A 23,690-nucleotide genomic window follows, 5' to 3' on the forward strand; every position below is an offset into this window, starting at 1 on the left:
TGTGCTTATTCGACCTTGGCTTTTTCCATCAGACCCTGTTGAAACGCAGCCTGCCTTTGCTGCTGCATCTGCTGCGAAATTTGTGGCTTGAGCTCTTCAAACCCTGGCAGTTGGGCGGTGCGGATGTCGTCCACGCGAATCACGTGGTATCCGAACTGGGTTTTCACCGGCGCATCGGTCGTCTGGCCCTTGTTCAGTTTGATCATCGCCTCAGAAAACTCGGCAACATAGCTGCTGGGGTTGGCCCAATCCAGATTTCCGCCATTGGCGCCAGAGCCACTGTCTTTTGACGACTTCTTGGCAAGGTCTTCAAACTTGCCGCCCTTTTTCAGGCTGGCGATGATGGTTTTGGCTTCGTCTTCTTTTTCCACCAGAATGTGACGTGCCTTGTATTCCTTGCCGCCGTTGGTGGCGACAAACTTGTCGTACTCGGCTTTCATGTCGGCATCGGTCACCGGGTTTTTCTTTTGATGGTCGGCAAACAATTCGCGGACCAAAATCGCCTGGCGCGCCAGTTCCATTTGAAGTTTGAAGTCCTCAGTGCCTGCCAGGCCGCGTTTTTCAGCTTCCTGCATAAATACTTCGCGGGCAATGACTTCCTGGCGGATCTGCGTTTGCATTTCAGGCGTGACCGGACGGCCTGAACGTGCCAGTTGCTGCGCCAAAGCATCCAGACGCGCTTTGGGAACAGGCTTGCCATTAACAACGGCGACGTTTTGGGCAAAGGTGCCAGATGCGCCCAGAGCCATCAAACCGGCCAGCGCCCCTGTGAGTAGAAGATGTTTTTTCATGAATGTCCTTGAAAGATGTGTGTGGAGGCTGGCCCGGTACGGGCTGGCAGGAATCAGGGGGTTTCGATGATTTCAATGGCCAGCGCATGCAGGCCATCGTCAATGAAATTTTGCATTGCATCATACACAAGCCGGTGACGCGCCACCCGGCTTTTACCTGCAAAGGCCGGGCTCGCGATGCGCACCCGAAAGTGGGAGCCAAAACCCTCGGCATTGGCGCCAGCGTGGCCCGCGTGGGCAGCGCTTTCGTCAATGACTTCCAGGTGGCTTGGGCTCAGACGGCTGCGAAGCTGCTCTTCAATTCGTGCGACATGAACCGGGGCAGGGCTGGATGTTGGCACCACGGTTCAGGCCTTGATGTGTTTGTTCAAAAACACGGCTTGCGCCAGGATGAAGGCGAACATCAAGCCCATGCCCCCAAACAGCTTGAAGTTCACCCAGGTGCCGGTCGAAAAAGTGAAGGCAACCCAGAGGTTGAGAAACCCCATAACAGCGAAAAAACCAACCCAGCTGTAGTTGACCTTGCGCCATATCGGATCCGGCAAAGTCATTTGCGCGCCCATCAGCGATTGAATGCCGTTTTTCTTGAAGACCAGTTGCCCGATCAGGAGTGCGCCACCCATGATCCAGTAAAGCACGGTGGGCTTCCACTTGATAAAACTCTCGCTGTGAAAGTAAATCGTGGCGCCACCCAGCAAAGTGACCAGGCCCAGGCTGATCCACAACATGGGCTCGATCTTGCGGCCACGCGCCACCAGCCAGATGATTTGGGCCATCGTCGCCAGAATGACAACCACCGTGGCCAGCAGCACCGGGGCTTCAGCCGGCCCAACCACACCACCCGACACCATAAAGCCCAGCCATTCCGTAGCGGTAGCGGCAGCCCATTCGGTATTGCCTTCGGCGTACTTGAACATACCGAAGAAGAGAACAATGGGCAGGAAGTCGAAGAGAATTTTCATGAGGTGATTATCGAGGAGAGATTCTTGTCAAGCAGGGGCCGCGGAACCGGCTCCGCCGGGCCGCAGGCGCAGCGCCCCCTCGGGGGGCAGCGCAGTACACGAAGTGACAAGCGTGGGGGCTCTATTTCTTCTTGAAATCCAGCGAAGCTGAGTTCATGCAATAACGCAAGCCGGTATCTGTCGGTCCGTCCGGAAACACGTGTCCCAGATGGGCGCCACAGTTACCGCAAACAGTCTCGGTGCGCACCGTGCCATGGGACCGGTCTACATGTTCTTCAATCGCGCCCTCCCTTATTTCTTGGGAAAAGCTGGGCCAGCCACAGCCGGCGTCAAACTTTGTGGAAGAGTCAAATAGCTCAGCGTCGCAGCAGATGCAGCGGTAGGTCCCATCAGCCGTGTTCTTGTCGTATTTGCCGGTGTAAGGCCGTTCCGTGGCGGCCTGGCGGGTTACTTCGAAGGCGCGGGGTTCGGCCCCTTTCTCAGCCAGCAGGGCTTTCCATTCGGCATCGGTTTTTGTGATTTTTTCGGTCATGGCTCTAGCCTTCTTCATTTTGGTTACGAACTGCAACTGATTTCAATGGACGACGCCCAGTCCGGGGGAAACCCGGCATAGGCTTCGCACCCGCGGTGATCTTCAAATGGGGACTGCAACACAGCCAGCAAGGTGTCGACAGTGGAAAAGTCGTTTAGTTTCGCGGCCCTGATGGCCTGCTCGCCCAAATGGTTGCGAAAGACATAGCGGGCATTGTTTTTATGCATCAAATCGGCCCGCTGCCCTTTATCCACGGGCGCAGTGCGCTCTGAATATTGTAGCGCCCAAGCATCGTAGGCGGCTCGGTCCAGAAACAAGTCACGTACCGCTTCACGGCCTGGCGCCGTGTCAAATCCCCCCAGCCGGTGCCAGAAGATGGTGTAGTCCACCTTGTTGGCCGCCAGCAGCTTGAAGGTGTCTTCAATCAGCGCCGTGTCGCCGGGCTGCCGATCCGGCAGGCCCAGCTTGGCGCGCATGCGGCTTTCAAGTGCGTCCGGGAATACGGTTTTGTAAGACTCCAGCGCGGCTAAGGCCTCGGCCTGATCGTCCATCAGCGGCAGCAAAGCCTGGCCCAGGCAAAACAAATTCCAGTACGCAATATTGGGCTGCTTGTTGTAGGCGTAGCGGCCCTGGGTGTCCGAGTGGTTACAGACATGGCCGGGATCAAACGCATCCAGAAACTGAAAGGGACCGTAATCAATCGTCAACCCCAGAATGCTCATGTTGTCGGTGTTCATCACACCGTGACAAAACCCCACTGCCTGCCACGCCGCCACCATGTGCGCCGTGCGTTCGCTAACCGCCTGCAGCAGAGCAGCGTAGGGCTTGGCGGCGGCGCGGCAGTCGGGGTAGAAGTTGTCAATGACGAAGTCGGCCAGCACTTTGAGCTGATCGTGCTGCTCGCTGTAGCTGAAATGTTCAAAATGCCCGAAGCGTATGAAGCTGGGTGCGGTCCGCGTGACCACTGCCGCAGTCTCGATTTCTTCGCGGCGCACTCGTGCGTCCGATCCTGTCACACACAGCGCGCGTGTTGTGGGTATGCCCAGCCCATGCATGGCCTCAGAGCACAAATACTCGCGGATCGAACTGCGCAGCACGGCGCGTCCATCACCCATGCGAGAGTAGGGCGTCATGCCGGCGCCCTTGAGCTGAATTTCCTGCGGGCCGCCCGGCGTTTCGATCTCGCCCAGCAAAATGGCTCGGCCATCACCCAACTGGCCGGCCCACTGGCCAAACTGGTGGCCGCTGTAGACGCTGGCCAGCGGTTGTGATCCCTCGATCACCGTGTTGCCGGTGAAAACTGACAGTGCATCAGGCGACTCGAACCATTTGGCATCAAGGCCAAGCTCATGGGCCAGAGATGTATTGCGGCTGACCCAGTAGGGCGCCGGCAGCGGCGTTGGCTCAAGTTCGGTATAAAAATCAGGCCCCAATCCTGCGAAGCGGTTGGACCATTTCAAGGGAGCGAGGGAGGCACGCAGATCTTGTACGTGAGAACTCATGCCTCAATTGTCGCGTCTGGCTCGTCTCCTTGTGCCTGTGGGGGCAAGTCCTGCACAGCAGCACGATCTGCATAGGCCGCCAGGGCTTGCTCGTTCAGGATGGTCACCCGCCCGAACTCCAGCGAAACCAGGCCTTCCTGCGCCATGGATTTCAGTGCGCGGTTCACAGTTTGGCGTGACAGACCTGCCAGATGGCCAAGTTCTTCCTGGGACAGGTCCAGCTTGCGCCGGCCCGACCAGAACACCCGGCTTAGATACAGGGCCACCCTTTGCTCCGGCGCGCGCAGTCGACCAGCCTCGATGATGGTCATGGCCTGGCCCAGGCGGCGGTTCATGTGCGCCACCAAAAAGTGATTAAAAGGCAGGCTGGTAGCAAACAGCTCGGCAAATTGCGCGCACGGCAGGCACAGCAGCACAGAGTCCCGCAAGGCGATCACGTCATAACGGCGTTGCTCGGCCTTCAGCGTTGAGCCTTCACCAAACCATTCGCCGTCAGGCACACCGATAAAGGCAGACAAGCGACCCTGAGACGATGTGCTTTGAAGCTTCACCAGGCCCGACAACACCGCGTACCAGCCTTTGACCTCCACACCCGCGTGCAGCAAGACGTCACCCTTTAGTCCTGCAAGTGTGAAGGTGCGATCGGCCACATGCTCTTGCATTTCCATCGGCAGTTGCGAAAACCAGGGCTGCTTTTGGAGAAACTGTGTGGAAGGACGCGAGGTGTCGGTGAACATGGAGGGTATTTTCTGCCAGTCCGATGTCGCAAGGGTAACTACCAAGACTCTGTCCACTGCGCGACATGTTTTGCAGTTTCAGAATAACGGGGGCAGACTTCGCGCTTGTTAACTTCGCTTACCGGTTGCGGGCAATCCCTCGGGAATACCCATTTACCCTGCGCGATACTGAGCCATCACACAACAAAAGGAAACACCCATGCTGGGTTTAATGCAAGGCCAACCGCTGCTGATCTCTTCGCTGATCGAGTTTGCCGATCGTCACCATGGCGATGCAGAAATTGTGTCCCGCCGGGTTGAAGGCGATATTCACCGCTACACCTACAAAGAAGTTGCAAGCCGCTCCCGCCAGGTCGCCAGAGCGCTGGATACGCTCAAGCTCCAGTTCAGCGACCGCGTGGCCACTCTGGCCTGGAACGGCTATCGGCATCTGGAGTTGTACTTTGGTGTCAGCGGTTCTGGGAGAGTGCTGCACACGCTTAACCCGCGTCTGCACCCCGATCAAATTTCCTGGATTGCCAACCACGCCGAAGACCAGGTACTGCTTTTTGACCTGACATTTTTGCCACTGGTGCAGGCCTTTCACAGCAAGTGCACCACCATCAAACACTTCATCGCGCTGTGCGATGCCGACAAGGTGCCCGAGGGCAGTGGCATTCCCAATCTGAGCAGTTACGAGGCCTGGATAGCGCCACACGCGCCGCAATACGATTGGCCCAGTTTTGATGAAAACTCGGCCTCCAGCATGTGCTACACCAGCGGCACCACAGGCAACCCCAAGGCAGCGCTGTACAGCCATCGCTCCACCATCCTGCATGCCTACGCCGCCGCGCTGCCTGATGTGATGTGCCTCAGCGCACGCGATTCCATTCTCCCTGTGGTACCCATGTTCCACGTCAACGCCTGGGGCATTCCGTACTCGGCAGCGCTCACAGGTGCCAAGCTGGTCTTCCCCGGCCCGGGCATGGACGGCAAATCTGTCTATGAACTGATCGAAAACGAGAGGGTCACCTATGCGGCCGGGGTGCCGACCGTCTGGCAAATGATGCTGAGTCACATGAAACCCGACGGCCTGAAGTTCTCAACGCTCAAACGCACCGTTATTGGCGGCTCGGCCTGTCCACCAGCCATGATCCATGCCTTTCAGGAAGACTACGGCGTTGAGGTTCTGCACGCCTGGGGCATGACGGAGATGTCACCGCTGGGAACCCTTTGCACCCTGAAAAACAAGCATCTGGACCTGAACAAAGACGCGCAGATGAAGATCCGGCAGAAGCAGGGCCGAGCGATCTACGGCATGGACATGAAAATTGTGAGCGAGGACGGCAAGGAAGTCTCATGGGACGGCAAAGCCTACGGCGACCTGCTGGTCAAAGGCCCCTGGATCGTTGCCGAATACTTTAAAGGCGAGGGCGGCGATCCGCTGGTGGATGGCTGGTTCCCAACGGGCGACGTGGCCACCATTGATGCCGACGGCTATATGCAGATCACAGACCGCAGCAAGGATGTGATCAAGTCCGGCGGAGAGTGGATCAGCTCCATCGACATTGAAAACATCGCGGTGGCCCACCCGGCGGTTGCCATGGCGGCCTGCATAGGTGTCCAGCACCCCAAATGGGACGAGCGACCCATTGTTGCGGTGGTCAAAAAGCCTGGCTGCGAGGTCACGCGTGAAGAACTCATCCAGTTTTACGAAGGCAAAACCGCGAAATGGCAGATCCCCGATGACGTGGTGTTTGTCGATGCCATTCCGCTGGGCGCCACCGGCAAGATGCTCAAGACACGATTGCGCGAAATGCTGAAGGACTACAAATTGCCGACTTGAGCCTACCGGGTGTCACGTGGGCGATAGAGGGACCCCGTCTTACGGGCAATCCCTGACGCTGCACTGCACAAAAACTTGTACTCTGCCTTATCTGAAAACCAGGAGACTTTTGATGAAATTGACCATGAAAATTGTTGCGGCGGCCGCCATGATGATGGCCGCCAGCCTGTCGTTTGCCCAAAAGGGTGAAACCGTCAAGATGGTCAGGATTGACGCACTGTCTGGCCTGTTGGGCCCCGTGGGTGCCAGCCAGATCAAGGGCTACCAGTTCTTCGCTGAAAAATTCAGCGGTGCGGGCAACCCGGCCGGCGTGAAATTTGAGATCACTGCGATTGACAACAAACTCAGCCCCGCTGAAAGCCTGAACGCGCTGAAGGCTGCCATTGACCAGGGCGCACGCTACATCGTTCAGGGTAACGGATCCTCCGTGGCGCTGGCACTGTCTGACGCGATCACCAAGCACAACGAGCGCAACCCGGGCAAAGAGGTGATGTACCTCAACGATTCGGCCGTTGACCCGGATTTGACCAACAGCAAGTGCAGCTACTGGCACTTCCGCTTTGACGCGGATACGTCCATGAAGATGGAAGCCATGTCCAGCTTCATGACGGACCAGAAAGACATCAAGAAGGTCTATCTGCTGAACCAGAACTATTCACATGGTCATCAGGTCGCCAAATACGCCAAGGAATCGCTGGCACGCAAGCGCCCTGACATCCAGTTCGTCGGCGAGGATCTGCACCCACTGGCGCAAACCCGCGACTTCGCACCCTACATTGCCAAGATCAAGGCCTCGGGCGCCGACACTGTCATCACCGGCAACTGGGGCTCGGACTTGTCCCTGCTGATCAAGGCCGCCAACGAAAACGGCTACAACGGCAAGTTTTTCACCTACTACACGGGTGTGACGGGCACGCCTGCTGCCTTGGGCAACAACGGTGCCGGCCGCATTTATCAAATTGCCTACAACCACTACAACATGGGTGGGCAAATGGATAAATGGATGAAAGAGTTCAAGGCCAAGTACAACGATGACTTCTACACCGGCTCGACCATCCGCATTTATGAAATGCTGGGTGCTGCCATGGCCAAGGCCAAATCGACCGACCCGGTCAAGGTGGCCGCTGCGATGGAAGGCATGAAGGTCAAGAGCTTCAATGGCGAGGTCGAAATGCGCAAGACCGATCACCAGTTGCAGCAGCCGCTGTACATGTCCGTCTGGCAGAAGGCCGATGCCAAATATCCCTACAGCCCTGAAAACACCGGCATGACGCTGGTTCCGCTGAAGGAATACCCCAACTACATTTCAAGCACGCCCACCAGCTGCCAGATGAAGCGCCCATCCTGAGCGCCCCGGCCTGAACAGGAGCCCGAACGGGTCTGCCGTCCGGGCTCTTTTATTTTGTCCACTGAGTCGTAGTCTGAATCAATGAAATTCACTGTCACTCGTCTGCCCCTCGCCGCGCCATGCGGCGTTGCAAATGCTCGCCGGGCCTGTGGGCCCGTCTCCGCTCTGCGCCTTGCCTGGCACGCCGCTTTGCAGCCGCTTGCCAGCGATTTCACTGATTCAGCCTACTAGGAAGGTCACGCGGAATGGAGTTTTTCATCATCTCGATGCTGAACGGGCTGAGCTACGGGCTTTTGCTGTTCATGCTGAGCTCGGGGCTCACGCTGATTTTCAGCATGATGGGCGTGCTCAATTTTGCGCACGCCAGCTTTTACATGCTTGGCGCCTACATTGGCTACACGGTGGCCCAGTTCGTCGGCTTCTGGCCTGCATTGGTGCTTGCGCCCGTGCTCGTGGGTGTGCTGGGATCCGTGTTTGAACGGCTGTGCCTGCGCAAGGTGCACAAGTTTGGCCACGTGCCCGAGCTGCTGATCACCTTTGGCTTGTCCTATGTCATTGTCGAGCTGGTGCAACTTGTCTGGGGCCGTATTGCCCTTGAATTCCGTCCACCTGTTTCCCTGCAGGGGCCAGCCTTCACGCTTATCAATGATTCGGTCATGGGCATGAGTCTGGTCTGGGGTGCGGCGCCTGAAGAGCTGTGCCGCGCTGCAGACGCAGCCGTGCGCATCGTCTGTTCGCCGTTCCCGGCCACGCGCGGCTTCATGATGCTGGTGGCGCTGGTGATGCTCGGATCGGTCTGGCTGCTGCTCACCCGGACGCGCATCGGGCTCGTCATTCAGGCGGCGCTGACTCACCCCGAGGCAGTTGAGTCGCTGGGGCACAACGTCCCCCGCGTCTTCATGATGGTTTTCGGCGCCGGCTCTGCGCTGGCCGGATTGGCCGGGGTCATTGGAGGCAGTACCTTTTTGACTGAACCTGCGATGGCGGCCACAGTAGGGTCGGTTATTTTTGTGGTGGTTGTCGTCGGGGGCATGGGGTCGCTCTCTGGCGCATTTCTCGCCTCGCTGTTGATCGGCGTGATCCAGACCTTTGCCGTGGCTTTTGACTATTCCCTGGCCACCCTGGCGCAGCAGGCCGGCGTGCCGCTGAGTGCGGCCCTGGCCAACAACTCGTATATCAAGCTCACCCTGTCCCAGGTGGCGCCGATTCTTCCCTATTTGTTTCTGGTGCTCATCCTGATCTTCAGGCCGCGCGGTTTGCTCGGCAAGCGGGAGGGCTGATGTCATGACCACCCAATACCACCAGTTCAAACCACTCAACATCGGGCGATGGATCGTCTGGGGCCTTTTCGCCCTGGTTCTCGCGATCGCGCCGCTGATGTTTGGCAGCGGGCTTGCACTCACCGTGCTGTCGCAAATGGGCATCGCCATCATTGCCTGCCTGTCCTACAACATCCTTTTGGGGCAAGGCGGCATGCTCAGCTTTGGACATGCGGTGTATACCGGCCTTGGCTCCTACCTGGCCATTCACGCTCTCAACAACATCACCGACGGCTCGCTGCCCATACCCGTCTCGACAGTTCCGCTGGTGGGTGGCCTCGCCGGCGCGGGCTTCGCCATCTTGTTTGGGTATGTCACGACCCGCAAGTCAGGCACCACCTTTGCCATGATCACCCTCGGGCTTGGCGAGTTGGTGTTCGCGATGTCCTTGATGATTCCCGAATTTTTTGGCGGGGAAGGCGGCGTCTCCGGCAACCGCATGGCCGGCAAACCACTCATGGGAATTACCTTCGGTCCACAGATCCAGGTTTATTACCTGATCGCGGTGTACACCTTTGTCGCGGTGGGTTTGATGTTTGCTTTCACACGCACGCCCCTGGGCCGCATGCTCAATGCGGTGCGGGACAACCCCGAACGTGTGGAGTTTGTCGGTTACGACACACAGAGGGTGCGCTACATCGCCTTCATCATTGCCGGATTTTTTGCCGGTATCTCTGGCGGACTCGCGGCACTTAACTTCGAAATCGTCACGGCCGAGGTGGTGGGAGCGGGGCGGTCCGGTGCTTACCTTCTGTTCACCTTCCTGGGCGGCGCCACCTTCTTCTTTGGCCCCATCATTGGCGGCATTCTCATGGTGCTCGCCTTTGTGTTGTTGTCAGAGTTCACCAAAGCCTGGCTGCTGTACCTGGGACTCGTTTTCCTTTTCATGGTGATGTACGCGCCAGGCGGAATCGCCAGCCTTCTCATGATGAATCTGCGCGTGGCCGCTTTCGGCAAACTCAGGCAGCTGTGGGTCAGCTACCTCGCGCTCACGGTCACGGCGCTCGTCTTGCTGGGGGGTGCGGCCGCGATGATCGAGATGGTCTACCACCTGCAGCTCAATACCACGCTGGGTTCCGAGTTGCGTTTTGCCGGTATCCCGCTGGATGCAAAAAGCCTGAACAGCTGGTTTGGCGCCGCCTTTGTTGCGCTCACGGGGCTGGGCTTGTTTGAACTCACGCGCCGACAGTTTCTGGTCGAGTGGGGCGAAATTCAGGAATACATCGAAAAAGAAGCCAAGCGCAGGGAGGCACTATGAGCCCCCAAGTTGATCGCACGGACGTCGGCATGACTTACTCTCTGGAACTCAAAAACCTCCGCAAGAGCTTCGGCAAAACCGAAATCATCCGTGGCGTCAACCTTGCCGTTCACCCTGGTGAGCGAGTTGGCATCATCGGGCCCAACGGCGCGGGTAAATCGACGCTTTTCAACCTGATCAGTGGGCGCTTTGAGCCCAGCAGCGGCGAGGTACTGCTGGAGGGGCAGCGCATTGACGGCAAGAAACCGTTCGAGATCAACCGGGCTGGCCTGAGCCGCAGCTTCCAGATCACCAACATCTTTCCCAAGCTGAGCGTGTTTGAAAACCTGCGCTGCGGGGTGCTCTGGAGCCTTGGGTACAAGTACACCTTTTTGAAATTTCTGGCTGATCTTGACGACGCCAACGATCGAGCCGAGGAGCTCATGCACATGATCAAGCTGGACAGGAAGCGCGATGTGCTGGCAACCAACCTGACTTATGCCGAGCAGCGTGCACTCGAGATCGGCATCACCATAGCCGGAGGCGCCCGGGTGATCCTGCTGGACGAGCCGACTGCGGGCATGAGCCGCAGTGAGACCAGCCGCTTCATCAGTCTCATCAAGGAGGTCACCATCGGCAAGACTCTGCTGACGGTGGAGCACGACATGGGAGTAGTGTTCGGGCTGGCCGACAGGGTCGCCGTGGTGGTTTACGGCGAGGTGCTGGCCTTTGACACGCCCGATACGGTGCGCGCCGATCAGCGGGTGCAGGAAGCCTATCTTGGCTCCCACGTTGCCGACGCTCAGGCAGGGGGTCACTAGAGCTATGGCTGCCAATCTTCAAATCGAAAACCTTCACGCCTACTATGGCAAGAGCCACGTACTGCATGGCGTCAGCTTCGAGGTTCAACCCGGCGAGATCGTTGCCTTGCTGGGGCGCAATGGTTCTGGGCGCTCCACCACGGCCAAGGCCATCATGGGCCTGGTGGATTGCCAGGGGGCGATTGCCTGGAAAGGCCAGCAGATAGCGGGCCGCAAGGCCTATGAAATTGCCCACCTGGGCATTGGCTATGTGCCGGAGAATCGCGACATTTTTCCTACCCTGACCGTGCAGCAAAACCTCATGCTCGGACAAAAGCGGGCGGGCAAGGGCAGCCGCTGGTCTTTTGAAGACATGTACCAGATGTTTCCGCGCCTGAAGGAGCGTCAGCACACCGAGGCCGGTGTCCTGTCCGGCGGGGAGCAGCAGATGTTGACCCTGTGCCGCACGCTGATGGGTGATCCGGACCTGATCATCATTGACGAGCCTACCGAGGGGCTTGCGCCCAAGATTGTGGAGCTGGTTGGGCAATACCTGCAGACACTCAAGGCCAAAGGGATTTCGGTCCTGCTGATAGAGCAAAAACTCACCATCGCCATGGCCATTTCTGACCGCGCCCTGGTCATGGGACACGGCAGCATTGTTTTTCAGGGCACTCCGGAAAGCCTGCGCGCTGATGCGTACACCCGCAAGGAGTGGCTCGAAGTCTGATTAGTGAGCTTCCCCCAGTCATCATGAGCCCTCCGGTACAGACATTGTTGGGCCTGTGATGGGCAGCTCATCCCGAACCAGGGCACCCAAGACTTTGTCGCAACTGGGACAACGCGATACACCACAGTGCCACATAAGCCCCCTACAATCGATAAATAGAACGGTCGTACTATTTTTGCCGGCCTGACCCGAATCGTTCTGCCACCGTCCGGCAAGAATTCCCTGGAACAACCCATAAAGGAAAGCACATGACAGCCAAATACGAAGTCCGCAGCAGCGTCGCGGTGATCACGCTGGACAACCCACCCGTCAATGGCCTGGGTCACGCTACCCGACAGGGCATCACAGACGCGCTGCAAAAAGCCAATGCCGACGCAACAGTCAAATCCATTGTCATCACCGGCGCAGGCAAGGCTTTTTCGGGTGGGGCTGACATCAAGGAATTCGGCACCAGCAAAGCGATGGCAGAGCCCAACCTGCTCAGCGTCATCCTGGCTGTGGAAAACTCTTCCAAGCCCGTGGTCGCAGCCATTCATACGGTGTGCATGGGCGGCGGTCTTGAACTGGCACTGGGTTGCCACTACCGTATCGCCGCGCCAGGTTGCAGCGTCGCGCTTCCTGAAGTCAAGCTCGGCTTGATCCCTGGCGCCGGCGGCACGCAGCGCTTGCCGCGCGCGGTAGGTGTCGAGCCCGCACTGAACATGATTGCCAGCGGCGAGCCGGTCAAGAGTGAGCTGCTGGCCCAGATTCCGGGCCAGAAACTCTTCGACAAGCTGTCCGCCTCGGCTGAATCCCTGGCTGAAGAAGCCCTGGCCTTTGCGCAATCCATCTCTGATACCCGCCCCTTGCCAATGGTGCGCAATCTGCCATGCCGCCACCCCAACGGCGACGCCTACTTTCAGTTTGCGCGCAACATGGTCAAGGGCATGTCCAAAGGCTTTCCTGCGCCCGGCAAGTGTGTCGATGCTGTCGAAGCCGCAACCAAGAAGAAATTTGACGAAGGCATGGCTTTTGAGCGCGAAATTTTCACGGCGCTGATGTTCACGTCTGAAAGCAAGGCCCTGCGCCATATCTTTGCGGCCGAACGCGCCGCCTCCAAAATTCCGGACGTACCTGCAGACACGCCCCAGCGTGAGATCAAATCGATTGCTGTGATTGGCGCGGGCACCATGGGCGGCGGCATTGCCATGAATTTCCTCAACGCCGGCATTGCCGTGAAGATGCTTGAGATGAAGCAGGATGCGCTGGACCGCGGCATCGCGACCATCCGCAAAAACTACGAAGCCCAGGTTAAAAAAGGCAAGCTCAAGCAGGACAAGTACGAGCAGCGCATGAGCCTGCTGAGCACCACTCTGAGTTATGACGACCTGAAAGACGCCGACATGGTGATTGAGGCCGTGTTTGAAGAAATGGGCGTCAAGGAAAAAGTGTTCAAGGAACTCGACCGCGTGATGAAGCCCGGCGCCATCCTCGCGTCCAACACCTCCACACTGGACGTCAACAAGATCGCTTCGTTTACCAAACGTCCGCAAGACGTGGTGGGCATGCATTTCTTCAGCCCTGCCAACATCATGAAGCTGCTGGAAGTGGTGCGCGGCGAAAAAACCGGCAAGGACGTGCTGGCCACCGTGATGGCCGTCAGCAAGAAGATCCGTAAAACGGCAGTGGTGTCAGGCGTGTGTGATGGTTTCATCGGCAACCGCATGATTGAGCAGTACGGCCGTCAAGGCGGCTTTTTGCTGGACGAAGGCTGCACACCCGCGCAGGTGGACAAAGCTATCGAAAAGTTTGGCTTTGCCATGGGTCCATTCCGCATGGGTGACCTGGCCGGCAACGACATTGGCTGGGCCATTCGCAAGCGCCGCTATACCGAAAAGCCGGACATGAAGTACAGCAAGACGGCTGACCTGCTGTGCGAGAAGGGTCGCTTTGGCCAAAAGACAGGCGCTGGCTGGTATGACTATGTGCCCGGCAAGCGTGACGCCATCCCCAATGCCGAGGTGGTGAAGATGATCGAAGATCATCGCGCCGCACTGGGCGTCACGCCACGCAAGATTTCTGATGAAGAGATCGTTCAGCGTCTGGTTTATTCGCTGGTCAATGAAGCTGCTCACATTCTGGAAGAGGGCATTGCGTCCAAGGCCAGCGACATCGACATGGTCTACCTCATGGGTTATGGCTTCCCGATTTACCGCGGCGGCCCCATGAACTATGCCGACCAGGTGGGTCTGTTCAATGTGGTGCAAAGCATGAACCGTTTTGCCCAGAACCCGCTGGATGACGCGGCCTTCTGGAAGCCTGCGCCGCTGCTGGCCCGTCTTGCCGCTGAGGGCAAGAGCTTCAACTGATTGCCGCTGAAAGCAAACTTCAACTAACGTCCCCACACATTTCGGAGAACTCCATGACTTCAGCTGTAATTGTTTCCACCGCACGTACCCCCCTGGCAAAAAGCTGGAAGGGCTCTTTCAACATGACCCACGGTGCCACCCTGGGCGGCCACGCCGTTGAGCACGCCATCAAGCGCGCAGGCATCGAGGCCGCCGAAGTTGACGACGTCATCATGGGCTGCGCCAACCCTGAGGGCGCTACTGGCGCCAACATTGCGCGCCAGATTGCCTTGCGCGCCGGTTGCCCAGTCACCGTGTCAGGCATGACGATCAACCGTTTTTGCTCCTCCGGACTGCAGACCATCGCAACCGCGGCACAACGCGTGATTGCTGGCGAAGCGGACATCTATGTTGCCGGCGGAGTGGAAAGCATTTCGTGCGTGCAGCAGGAGATGAATACCCACATGCTGGCCGATTCTTGGCTCGCAAAGAACAAACCCGAAATCTACTGGAACATGTTGCAGACCGCGGAGCAGGTCGCCAAGCGTTACAGCATCTCGCGCGAGCGTATGGACGAGTACGGCGCGGCCAGCCAGCAAAAAGCCACCGCCGCACTCGCAGGCGGCCTCTTCGATGCCGAGATCGCACCGATCACCGTGACCATGGGTGTGGCCGATGCCGTGATGGGCTTGACCACCAAACAGACGACGGTCAGCAAGGACGAAGGTATTCGCGAAGGCACGACCAAGGAAGGCATCAGCGGCATCAAGCCAGCCATCCCTGGTGGAGTGATCGCAGCTGGCAACGCCAGCCAGTTTTCCGACGGCGGCGGCGCTGTGGTAGTTATGAACGAAACCGTCGCCGAACGTAAAGGCCTCAAGCCACTGGGCCGCTTTCTCGGATTTGCGGTGGCAGGCTGCGAGCCTGACGAGATGGGCATTGGCCCCGTTTTTGCAATCCCGAAGGTGCTGGCCAAGCTGGGCCTGAAGGTCGGTGACATTGACCTCTGGGAACTCAACGAAGCCTTTGCCGTGCAGGTGCTGTATTGCGCAGACAAGCTGGGCATCCCGATGGACAAGCTCAACGTTAACGGCGGCGCCATTGCGGTGGGTCACCCTTACGGCGTCACAGGCCAGCGTTTAACCGGCCACGCTCTGATCGAAGGCAAGCGCCGCGGCGCCAAGCGCGTTTGCGTCACCATGTGTATTGGTGGCGGCATGGGCGCAGCGGGTGTTTTCGAAGTTTTGTAAAAACGGTCTGTCGGCCATCCCAACGCCCGGCTGTCATGCCGGACTTGATCCGGCATCCATGGTGGTGTGACGCGGAATAGCAGTCATCGTGACATGGATCCCGGATCGAGTCCGGGATGACAACTCCCTGGAGATCCTCCCATGTCTTTGCGTCCCACCCTCGACTTCCTCCTGTACAACTGGCTTGAGGCCGAGTCGCTGAACCAGCGCGAACGCTTTGCCGACCACTCGCGCGAAACGTTTGACGCGGTGTTTGACACCTGCGAGCGGATTGCGCGGGAAAAGTACGCGCCATTCAACCGCACAGTGGATACGCAAGAGCCGCATTTCGACGGCGAAAAAGTCATCCTGCCGCAAGCCACGCACGAGGCCCATAAAGCCTACGCGGCATCCGGCATGCTGAGCGCGGCGCAGGACTATGAGATGGGAGGTATGCAACTGCCGTACACGGTGGAGGCCGCCGCCAATGCTTTTTTTGCAATGGCATCGGTCAGCATAGGCTCTGGGCTGCTCACCACGGGCAATGCCAACTTGCTGATGGTGCACGGGACGCCGGCACAACAAGAGGTGTTTGCCAAGAATGAATTTTCGGGCCGCTTTTCTGGAACCATGTGCCTCTCAGAGCCGCAGGCCGGCTCGTCCCTCAGCGATGTGACCACACGTGCCGTGCCGGACGGCGACGATTTTGAAACCGACCCGCTCGGCCCACGCTACCGCCTCAAGGGCAACAAGATGTGGATATCGTCGGGCGAGCATGAGCTGACCGAGAACATCGTTCATCTGGTGCTGGCCAAAATCCCGGGCCCCGATGGCAAGCTGATTCCTGGCACGCGTGGCATTTCGCTTTTCATCGTGCCCAAGAAAATGGTCGACACGCAAGGTGAGCTGACAGGCGTGCGCAATGACGTCGCATTGGCCGGCCTGAACCACAAACTCGGATGGCGTGGCACCACCAACACCCTGCTTAATTTTGGTGAAGGCAAATATCCGGTGGACGGACAAGCGGGAGCAGTGGGTTATCTGGTCGGAAAGCCGCATGAAGGCCTGCGCTGCATGTTCCACATGATGAACGAGGCACGCATTGGCGTAGGCACGGCCGCCACCATGCTGGGCATGGCCGGGTATTACGCCAGCCTCGATTACGCCAAAAATCGGCCGCAGGGCAGGCCGGTCGGGCCAGCGGGAAAAGATTCAGCGCAGCCGCAGGTGCGCATCATTGAACATGCCGACGTCAAGCGCATGCTGCTGGCGCAAAAATCCTATTGCGAAGGCGCACTGGCGCTGGAGCTGTACTGCGCGCGTTTGGTGGACGAGCAGCACACGGCCGAAGCATCCGTCGCCGACGACGCACGCCTGTTGCTGGAAGTGCTGACGCCGATTGCCAAGAGCTGGCCCAGCGAGTGGTGCCTGGAGGCCAACTCACTGGCTATCCAGATCCATGGCGGTTACGGCTACACGCGTGACTTTCCGGTAGAGCAATACTGGCGCGACAACCGCCTGAACATGATTCACGAAGGCACGCACGGCATTCAGGCCACCGACCTGCTGGGCCGCAAGGTGCTGATGGAAGGCGGCAAGGGCCTGGCTTTGCTGGCGGCTCGCATCAACACAACCATCGAACGCGCCAAACAAGCGCCTGAGCTGGCCGCATACGCCAACGCGCTGGGCCAGGCCCTGCAGCAGGTTGGCGCCACAACCAAAGCCGCCTGGGCCACCGGCAACCCGCAGGATGCACTGGCCAACGCCGTGCCCTATATGCAGGGCTTTGGGCATACCGTGCTGGCCTGGATCTGGCTGGATGTTGCCCTCGCAGCGCTGCAGGCAGATGCTACAAAATCAATAGCTGCTACCGCCGGAAAAATGGGGGCGGTGCGGTATTTTTATCACTATGAATTGCCTAAAATCGACGCCTGGCTCAGGGTCGTTGCCAATCGGGATCTGACCTGTGCCGATTTGCCGGAGGAGGCTTTCTGATGGGATTTTTCAAGGACGCAGACAACACCACGTCGAACAAGGCAATTCTTCGCCTGCACAAGCTGATCTGGGCGCTGATCTACGGCGGGCTGCTCACGCTGGCGCTGGGTGTTTCAGTCCAGCGGACCAACGATGCCATCGGCTGGTCCATGGTGGTGGGCGGGGGCATTCTGGCTGCCATCGGCGCCTTCCTGATCTACGTTCGCTCGCGACTCACACCAGGCAACTGAAGCGTCCACAAAGCGACAGCGCCTGAGTGCGCATTGCGCGAAACTGCAGTCATCTTTCCGAAGCTACAAGGACTCAAACCATGACACGCACGATTCAACAACTTTTTGATCTGAGTGGAAAAACCGCACTTGTCACGGGCGGCTCGCGCGGGCTGGGCTTGCAACTGGCGCAAGCACTGGGCGAGGCAGGCGCAAAAATCATGCTGAGCTCGCGCAAGGCCGAAGACTTGGAAGAGTCCGCCGCCACGCTCAAGGCTGCCGGCATTGCCGTCGACTGGATTGCCGCTGACTGCGCGAAGGAGACCGACATCCGCGCGCTAGCCGACGAAACCATCAAGCGCATGGGCCATGTGGATATTCTGGTCAACAATGCTGGCGCCGCCTGGGGCGCGCCCGCTGAAGACCATCCGGTAGAAGCCTGGGACAAGGTCATGAATCTGAACATCCGCGGCTACTTCATCCTGAGCCAGCATATTGCAAAACACAGCATGATCGCGCGCAAAACCGGTCGCATCATCAACGTCGCGTCCATCGCCGGCCTGGGCGGCAACCCGCGTGAAATGACCACGGTGGCCTACAACACATCCAAGGGCGCGGTCATCAACTTCACCCGTGCGCTGGGTTGCGAATGGGGCAAGTACAACATCACCGTCAACGCCATCTGCCCGGGCTTTTTCCCCAGCAAGATGACCATTGGCACTCTGAAAGCACTGGGCGAAGAGGCGCTGGCCGCACACGCGCCCCTGGGTCGTCTGGGCGACGACGGAGACTTGAAGGGTCTGTGCGTGCTCTACGCATCTGACGCCGGCAAACATATCACCGCGCAGTGGATGGCGGTGGACGGCGGCGTTTCATCAGTGACCGGCGGTTGAGCATTTGACCCGAAGCCAGTCGCTTGGCGGTATGCTGACTGAGGTGTTCCGTTGAAACCTGCATGGAGTCTTCGTCATGAAATTCGGCATTGAGATCCCTTTCGTCAACCTTCTTGGCTTTGAGCTGCAGATGTTCGAAGCCGGGCAGTCCGAACTTCATTACGAGCCCAAGCCTGAGCATCTCAATTCGTTTTCTGTCGCGCACGGCGGTGCATTGATGACCTTGCTGGACGTTGCCATGGCCGTGGCAGCGCGCAGTGTCGATAAGGAAATGGGAGTGATCACCGTCGAGATGAAAACCAGCTTCATGCAACCGGCGCGGGGCAAGCTGGTTGCCAAGGGCAGGTTGATGCACCGCACATCCACCATGGGATTTACCGAAGCCTCGGTTTTTGACGAGAGCGGAAAACCCTGCGCCCACGCCACCGGCACCTTCAAGTTTGTGAAACGGCTCGCCGTGGGCCCCAAAAACGTGCACCCGCTCAACACGGGGATTTCGACGGATTAACCGGTTTCGGCTTGTCTGCACGTTCTTATTAGCGAAATCACCACTTTGCCCTTTAATGACGGGCATAGTTAGCTATGAATAGCATAGCAATTGAAAGACTCCACATGCCAAACAATCAACAAGTTTTGTTAGACAACCGCCCCACAGGTGATGCTGTCGCCAGCAACTTCAAACTCTTCAGCGCTGAAACTCCGGCTCTGCAGGATGGCCAGGTGCTGGTGCGCCACCACTTCCTCAGCCTGGACCCTTACATGCGTGGCCGCATGAATGACGCCAAAAGTTATGCCGTGCCGCAACCGCTCGGACAGGTCATGGGCGGCGGCACGGTGGGTGAGGTGGTCGAGTCGAAACATCCGAAGTTCTCCGCCGGCGACAAAGTGGTCGGCATGGGCGGCTGGCAGCAATACAGCGTGGTTGACGCCAGCCAGCCGGGCGCCTTGCGCAAGGTGGATACAGCGCACATTCCTTTGAGCGCCTATTTGGGCGCGGTTGGCATGCCTGGTGTGACGGCCTGGTACGGCTTGAGCAAAATTTGCGAGCCCAAAGCCGGTGAAACCGTGGTGGTCAGCGCAGCCAGTGGCGCTGTGGGCAGTGTGGTAGGCCAGTTGGCAAAAGCGCGCGGGTGCCGGGCCGTTGGCCTGGCCGGTGGACCGGACAAATGCAAGTACGTGGTTGAAGAGCCGGGCTTTGACGCCTGCATCGATTACAAGGCGCATCCGGATGCCAAGTCGCTCTACAACGCATTGAAAGAAGCCACGCCCGACGGCGTGGACTGCTACTTTGAAAACGTGGGCGGTGTGATTTTTGACGCTGTGCTCAGCGGCATGAATGCCTATGGTCGCATTGCTGTGTGCGGCATGATCGCTGGCTATGACGGCCAGCCGCTGCCACTGTTGCAGCCGCAGCTGATTCTGACCAACCGCCTGAAGGTGCAGGGCTTCATCGTCAGTGAACACATGGAACACTGGCCCGCAGCCCTGACAGAGCTGGGGACCCTGGTTGCCACCGGCAAACTCAAGTTCCGAGAGTCGGTGGTTCAGGGCATTGAGAACGCACCTGAGGCTTTTCTGGGTTTGCTCAAGGGCAAAAATTTCGGCAAGCAACTGGTCAAGCTTGTCTGACTGGCAAGCACTTCACTGAAAGACACCTCCCATGGCTGACCTGATTCTTCACCACTACCCGGCATCTCCCTTCTCGGAAAAAGTGCGTTTGATTTTGGGCTACAAAAAGATGGCCTGGAAGTCGGTGATGATCCCCACCCTCATGCCCAAGCCCGATGTGGTGGCACTGACCGGCGGTTATCGCAAAACACCTTTTTTGCAAATTGGCGCTGATATTTATTGCGACAGCGCGTTGATCTGCGACGTGCTGGAGCACCTGCAGCCCAGCCCGTCGATTTACCCCGAGCCGGGCAAAGGCCTGGCCCGCACCGTGGCCCAGTGGGCCGATGGCACGCTGTTCTGGGCGGCCATGGCGCACAACCTGGGGCCCAAAGGTGCGGCCCACATGTTTGCTGGCATGCCGCCCGAAGCAGCCCGCGCCTTTGGCGACGACCGCAAGGCCATGAGTTTTGCCATGACGCGCTTGCGGCCGCCCGACGCCGCTGCGGCTTACAAGTCTTACCTGCGCCGCCTGTCTGACATGCTGGACGGCCAGCCTTTTCTGCTGGGCCAGGCGCCTTGCGTTGCCGACTTTTCGGTCTACCACCCGCTGTGGTTCACCCGTGTGCGCACGCCGGTGGTTGCAGACATTCTGGATCACACCCCCGCCGTCCTTGCCTGGATGGACCGCATGCAGGCCATAGGCCAGGGCATCATGGAAAAGTTTGACTCCACTCGGGCTATTACCGTTGCCGCAGCAGCTGAACCAACGCCAGTGGGGCAGGGCTATCTGAGCGACAGCACTTTTCAGGACGATCACGGTATTCCGCTGGGTAGCCGTGTGGCCATCACTTCCGAGAGTTTTGGCCCGGAGCCCACCGAGGGCGATTTGATTGCTGCCACACGCACACACTTCACGCTGAGCCGCACCGACGAGCGCGCCGGCCACGTGCATGTACATTTCCCGCGCATTGGCTACGTTCTGAAAGCCGTCGCATCCGCATGAGCGCGTTGGTTTGGCGGGCTTTGCCCTTTGCTGCGCTGAGCACTTCCGAGCTCTATGCGGTTTTGCAGTTGCGCACCGAGGTCTTTGTGGTCGAGCAGGCGTGTGTGTTTCAGGACATGGATGGCTCTGACAACAAAGCCGTGCATGTGCTGGGTATGTCCGGCGATGAGCTGGTGGCTTATGCGCGCTGCTTTCCAGCCAGCATCAAGTTTGCCGAAGCCAGCATTGGCCGCGTGATCACCCGAATGAGCGCGCGCGGCACCAGCCTCGGCCATGAGCTGATGCGCCAGGCCATCACGTGTGTCACGCAGCAATGGGGCCCGCAGCCCATACGCATAGGTGCACAGGCGCGGCTTGAAAAGTTTTACCGGCGGCACGGGTTTGTCACAGCCGGTGCGCCTTATATCGAAGACGGCATTCCACATATCGAAATGCTGCGCACCATTTAAAAATCAGGAGTTATTGATGATCACCAACTTTCAAGGAAAAACCGCCGTTCTCACAGGTGCAGGCTCAGGCTTTGGCCTGGAGTGCGCGCGCATCGGCGCCCGCTTGGGCATGAACCTGGTGCTGGCCGATGTGCAGCAGGATGCGCTGGACAAAGCCGTTGCCGAAATTTCTGCCACCGGCGTGCAGGTGCTGCCTTTCCGGCTCGATGTCTCCAAAGCCGCCGAGGTGGAAGCACTGGGTGCAGCAGTGCAAGCGCGTTTCGGCGCGCCGCATTTTGTCTTCAACAACGCAGGCGTGGGAGCAGGGGGCCTGATCTGGGAAAACACGCTCAAGGACTGGGAGTGGGTCATCGGCGTCAACCTGATGGGCGTGGCCCACGGCGTGCGCGTGTTCACCCCGATGATGCTGGAGGCCGCCAAAAAAGACCCAACATGGCAAGGCCACATCGTCAACACCGCCAGCATGGCCGGCTTGCTCAACGCGCCCAACATGGGCATTTACAACGTGAGCAAACATGCAGTCGTCAGCATGAGCGAGACGCTGTACCAGGACCTCTCACTGGTCACCGACCAGATCAGTGCGTCAGTGTTATGTCCGTACTTCGTGCCCACCGGCATCAGCCAGAGCCATCGCAACCGCCCGGGCGATTTGCCCGCCACCAAACCCACTAAAAGCCAGCTCATCGGCCAGGCCATGAGCGACAAGGCAGTGGGCTCGGGCAAGGTCACCGCGGCAGACGTGGCGCAAAAAGTGTTTGACGCCGTGGCAGCCAACCAGTTTTATATCTACAGCCACCCGAAGGCCATTGGCTCGGTGCAAACGCGACTGGAAGACATCATGCAGGCGCGCAACCCGACCAGCCCGTTTTTGCACAAGCCGGAGATTGGTGTGGAGCTGAAAAAAGCGTTGCGCGAGGCTTGATACGCCCCGGGGGCAGTCAATGCCCGACCCGATGTTACGCGGGCCAGTCACGACGTGTAAGGCTTAGATCTGCGATTTGAAGTAGTTGAACGAATGAACAAATGCGTCGCGGATTTTTTCTGTTTCCGCAACCATCTTGTCCCATGAGTCTTCAGAGGCGGCTTTCAACTCTTCGTATTTGGCAACTGCCAATTTGGACTGGTGACGCAGCTTTGCGACCTCGGCCTTGTAAGCGTCGCGCGCATCTGCCTTGGCTTCCTGGGTCTTTGCTTCCAGTGCGTCCATCTTGGCATTCAGCGCATCAAGTTCGTTTTTCAGCTTCTGGGTATATTCTTCGCGTTTGGACATGGTGTCGGTTCCTTTAGGTTGATGAGGGAAGTGCCAAGAGCAACCTTTTCACACTGCGGCCCGGCGCTTGCGCACTGAGCGTCAGTGCCTATTCAATGTAGCGGTAGAAACCCTGAGTATCTGAGGTGGGTGACTCACTCTAACGCGCCATGTTTTGCCCTGAAAGTTCTGCTTTTTGGCGTGTGGCATGGGGTGCGGAGATCACGATCTTGCAGGAACAGTTGATTCGGCGCTTGCGGGTTTGACGGATTTTCGTTTGCCGTCGCTGGATCAGGCAGGTGAGCTGCCTCCGGCTGCAATGAGAGAAGGTTGCAAAGTGCCGCCTAACCCTTCCTACATGGACGCCCTCACAAGCGGAATAACCGACCGATAGATTGGCTGTTGGGGAAGCGCCTGCAGTCGTATATCCGGCAACATCTGTGGGGGACCGTATTTGTCCCGTGTGCGTATTCCGGAAATCACAGACCATTGGTCCGGGAACTTCTGACCAGTCGGCTTGTAAAGACCAGTACCAGTTTGATCTACATAACTGAGGCGTCTGACAGGAATAGATCGTTATTGAGCGACTGCTACCGATCTACAGTGTTTGAGACTCGACGTCTAAAAGCGGACGTTGACTATCGTATGAAGGCTCGGGTGCTGACGTCGGAGTGCCCAACAACACCTGCACCGTGCGAATGTCTGTCCCAGACTGCAACAAATAGACCGCCTATAGGGGGCGTCCGTGTTTCGCAATCAGTTACTGGTATCGTCAGGCATTTTCAAGTGAACAGGAAAGACAAAAATGATGAACTTCGGATACGGCGGCATCGTTGGTCTCCTCATACTCGCTGGAGATATTTGGGCGATTATTAATATCTTCCAAAGCTCCGCTTCGAACGAGAAGAAACTTATTTGGATACTCGCGGTGGTGCTACTGCC

23 protein-coding genes are annotated in these 23,690 nt (G+C 58.3%); 16 read left to right on the top strand and 7 right to left on the bottom strand.

Features of this window, described 5'->3' with window-relative positions; all coding sequences use genetic code 11:
• Positions 1 to 5 precede the first annotated feature (5 nt).
• The 6 genes from VE934_RS17405 to VE934_RS17430 form a co-directional block, all read right to left on the bottom strand.
• The gene (locus tag VE934_RS17405) at positions 6 to 791 is read right to left on the bottom strand and encodes a peptidylprolyl isomerase (protein ID WP_324889871.1); all 786 of its coding nucleotides are present in this window, start codon (positions 789 to 791) and stop codon (positions 6 to 8) included.
• Positions 792 to 844: 53 nt separating this feature from the next.
• Positions 845 to 1,132, bottom strand: a complete 288-nt coding sequence (locus VE934_RS17410; RefSeq protein WP_414693875.1) for a BolA family protein — start codon at positions 1,130 to 1,132, stop codon at positions 845 to 847.
• Positions 1,133 to 1,138: 6 nt separating this feature from the next.
• Positions 1,139 to 1,753: a septation protein A gene (locus VE934_RS17415; protein WP_324889876.1), complete on the bottom strand. Its 615-nt coding sequence runs from the start codon at positions 1,751 to 1,753 to the stop codon at positions 1,139 to 1,141.
• A 121-nt stretch (positions 1,754 to 1,874) separates the two neighbouring features.
• Complete coding sequence (gene msrB, locus VE934_RS17420) at positions 1,875 to 2,285, bottom strand: peptide-methionine (R)-S-oxide reductase MsrB (protein ID WP_324889878.1); 411 nt, start codon at positions 2,283 to 2,285, stop codon at positions 1,875 to 1,877.
• Between the two features lie 23 nt (positions 2,286 to 2,308).
• Complete coding sequence (locus VE934_RS17425) at positions 2,309 to 3,787, bottom strand: protein adenylyltransferase SelO (RefSeq protein WP_324889880.1); 1,479 nt, start codon at positions 3,785 to 3,787, stop codon at positions 2,309 to 2,311.
• Entirely contained in the window at positions 3,784 to 4,524 is a 741-nt protein-coding gene (locus tag VE934_RS17430; RefSeq protein ID WP_324889882.1) for a Crp/Fnr family transcriptional regulator, read from the bottom strand. Before VE934_RS17430 ends, VE934_RS17425 begins: the two co-directional genes overlap by 4 nt.
• Positions 4,525 to 4,723: 199 nt before the next feature.
• Between VE934_RS17430 and VE934_RS17435 the strand changes: the two genes are divergently transcribed.
• The 16 genes from VE934_RS17435 (at position 4,724) to VE934_RS17510 (ending at position 22,421) form a co-directional block, all read left to right on the top strand.
• Entirely contained in the window at positions 4,724 to 6,349 is a 1,626-nt protein-coding gene (locus tag VE934_RS17435) for a 3-(methylthio)propionyl-CoA ligase (RefSeq protein WP_324889884.1), read from the top strand.
• 112 nt (positions 6,350 to 6,461) lie between these two features.
• Positions 6,462 to 7,697, top strand: a complete 1,236-nt coding sequence (locus VE934_RS17440; RefSeq protein WP_324889886.1) for a branched-chain amino acid ABC transporter substrate-binding protein — start codon at positions 6,462 to 6,464, stop codon at positions 7,695 to 7,697.
• A 245-nt stretch (positions 7,698 to 7,942) separates the two neighbouring features.
• Positions 7,943 to 8,977: a branched-chain amino acid ABC transporter permease gene (locus VE934_RS17445; RefSeq protein ID WP_324889888.1), complete on the top strand. Its 1,035-nt coding sequence runs from the start codon at positions 7,943 to 7,945 to the stop codon at positions 8,975 to 8,977.
• 4 nt (positions 8,978 to 8,981) lie between these two features.
• On the top strand, positions 8,982 to 10,274 hold the full coding sequence (locus VE934_RS17450; RefSeq protein WP_324889890.1) for a branched-chain amino acid ABC transporter permease: 1,293 nt from the start codon (positions 8,982 to 8,984) through the stop codon (positions 10,272 to 10,274).
• The gene (locus tag VE934_RS17455; protein WP_324889893.1) at positions 10,271 to 11,074 is read left to right on the top strand and encodes an ABC transporter ATP-binding protein; all 804 of its coding nucleotides are present in this window, start codon (positions 10,271 to 10,273) and stop codon (positions 11,072 to 11,074) included. Before VE934_RS17450 ends, VE934_RS17455 begins: the two co-directional genes overlap by 4 nt.
• 4 nt (positions 11,075 to 11,078) lie before the next feature.
• On the top strand, positions 11,079 to 11,783 hold the full coding sequence (locus VE934_RS17460) for an ABC transporter ATP-binding protein (protein ID WP_324889895.1): 705 nt from the start codon (positions 11,079 to 11,081) through the stop codon (positions 11,781 to 11,783).
• A 248-nt stretch (positions 11,784 to 12,031) separates the two neighbouring features.
• Entirely contained in the window at positions 12,032 to 14,131 is a 2,100-nt protein-coding gene (locus VE934_RS17465) for a 3-hydroxyacyl-CoA dehydrogenase NAD-binding domain-containing protein (RefSeq protein WP_324889897.1), read from the top strand.
• Between the two features lie 53 nt (positions 14,132 to 14,184).
• Positions 14,185 to 15,360 carry an acetyl-CoA C-acyltransferase gene (locus VE934_RS17470; RefSeq protein WP_324889899.1) on the top strand — a complete coding sequence of 392 codons (1,176 nt, stop codon included), beginning with the start codon at positions 14,185 to 14,187 and terminating at the stop codon, positions 15,358 to 15,360.
• Positions 15,361 to 15,501: 141 nt separating this feature from the next.
• Positions 15,502 to 17,334, top strand: coding sequence for an acyl-CoA dehydrogenase (locus VE934_RS17475; protein ID WP_324889901.1), 1,833 nt, complete (start codon positions 15,502 to 15,504; stop codon positions 17,332 to 17,334).
• A complete protein-coding gene (locus tag VE934_RS17480) occupies positions 17,334 to 17,564 on the top strand; it encodes a hypothetical protein (protein WP_324889903.1) in 231 nt (76 codons plus the stop codon). The genes VE934_RS17475 and VE934_RS17480 overlap by 1 nt, the downstream gene beginning before the upstream one ends.
• 80 nt (positions 17,565 to 17,644) lie before the next feature.
• Positions 17,645 to 18,436 carry an SDR family oxidoreductase gene (locus tag VE934_RS17485; RefSeq protein WP_324889905.1) on the top strand — a complete coding sequence of 264 codons (792 nt, stop codon included), beginning with the start codon at positions 17,645 to 17,647 and terminating at the stop codon, positions 18,434 to 18,436.
• A 76-nt stretch (positions 18,437 to 18,512) separates the two neighbouring features.
• Entirely contained in the window at positions 18,513 to 18,944 is a 432-nt protein-coding gene (locus tag VE934_RS17490) for a PaaI family thioesterase (RefSeq protein WP_324889907.1), read from the top strand.
• A gap of 104 nt (positions 18,945 to 19,048) precedes the next feature.
• Complete coding sequence (locus VE934_RS17495) at positions 19,049 to 20,065, top strand: NADP-dependent oxidoreductase (protein ID WP_324889909.1); 1,017 nt, start codon at positions 19,049 to 19,051, stop codon at positions 20,063 to 20,065.
• 31 nt (positions 20,066 to 20,096) lie between these two features.
• Complete coding sequence (locus VE934_RS17500) at positions 20,097 to 21,050, top strand: glutathione S-transferase family protein (protein ID WP_324889911.1); 954 nt, start codon at positions 20,097 to 20,099, stop codon at positions 21,048 to 21,050.
• A complete protein-coding gene (locus VE934_RS17505) occupies positions 21,047 to 21,499 on the top strand; it encodes a GNAT family N-acetyltransferase (RefSeq protein ID WP_324889913.1) in 453 nt (150 codons plus the stop codon). The genes VE934_RS17500 and VE934_RS17505 overlap by 4 nt, the downstream gene beginning before the upstream one ends.
• A gap of 16 nt (positions 21,500 to 21,515) precedes the next feature.
• Positions 21,516 to 22,421: an SDR family oxidoreductase gene (locus VE934_RS17510; protein WP_324889915.1), complete on the top strand. Its 906-nt coding sequence runs from the start codon at positions 21,516 to 21,518 to the stop codon at positions 22,419 to 22,421.
• A 63-nt stretch (positions 22,422 to 22,484) separates the two neighbouring features.
• Here the strand turns inward: VE934_RS17510 and VE934_RS17515 are convergent, their stop codons facing one another.
• The gene (locus VE934_RS17515) at positions 22,485 to 22,769 is read right to left on the bottom strand and encodes a hypothetical protein (RefSeq protein WP_324889917.1); all 285 of its coding nucleotides are present in this window, start codon (positions 22,767 to 22,769) and stop codon (positions 22,485 to 22,487) included.
• Positions 22,770 to 23,690 lie beyond the last annotated feature (921 nt).

Origin of the sequence: Polaromonas sp. (assembly GCF_035638815.1) — a bacterium.
Classification (GTDB): domain Bacteria; phylum Pseudomonadota; class Gammaproteobacteria; order Burkholderiales; family Burkholderiaceae_C; genus Polaromonas.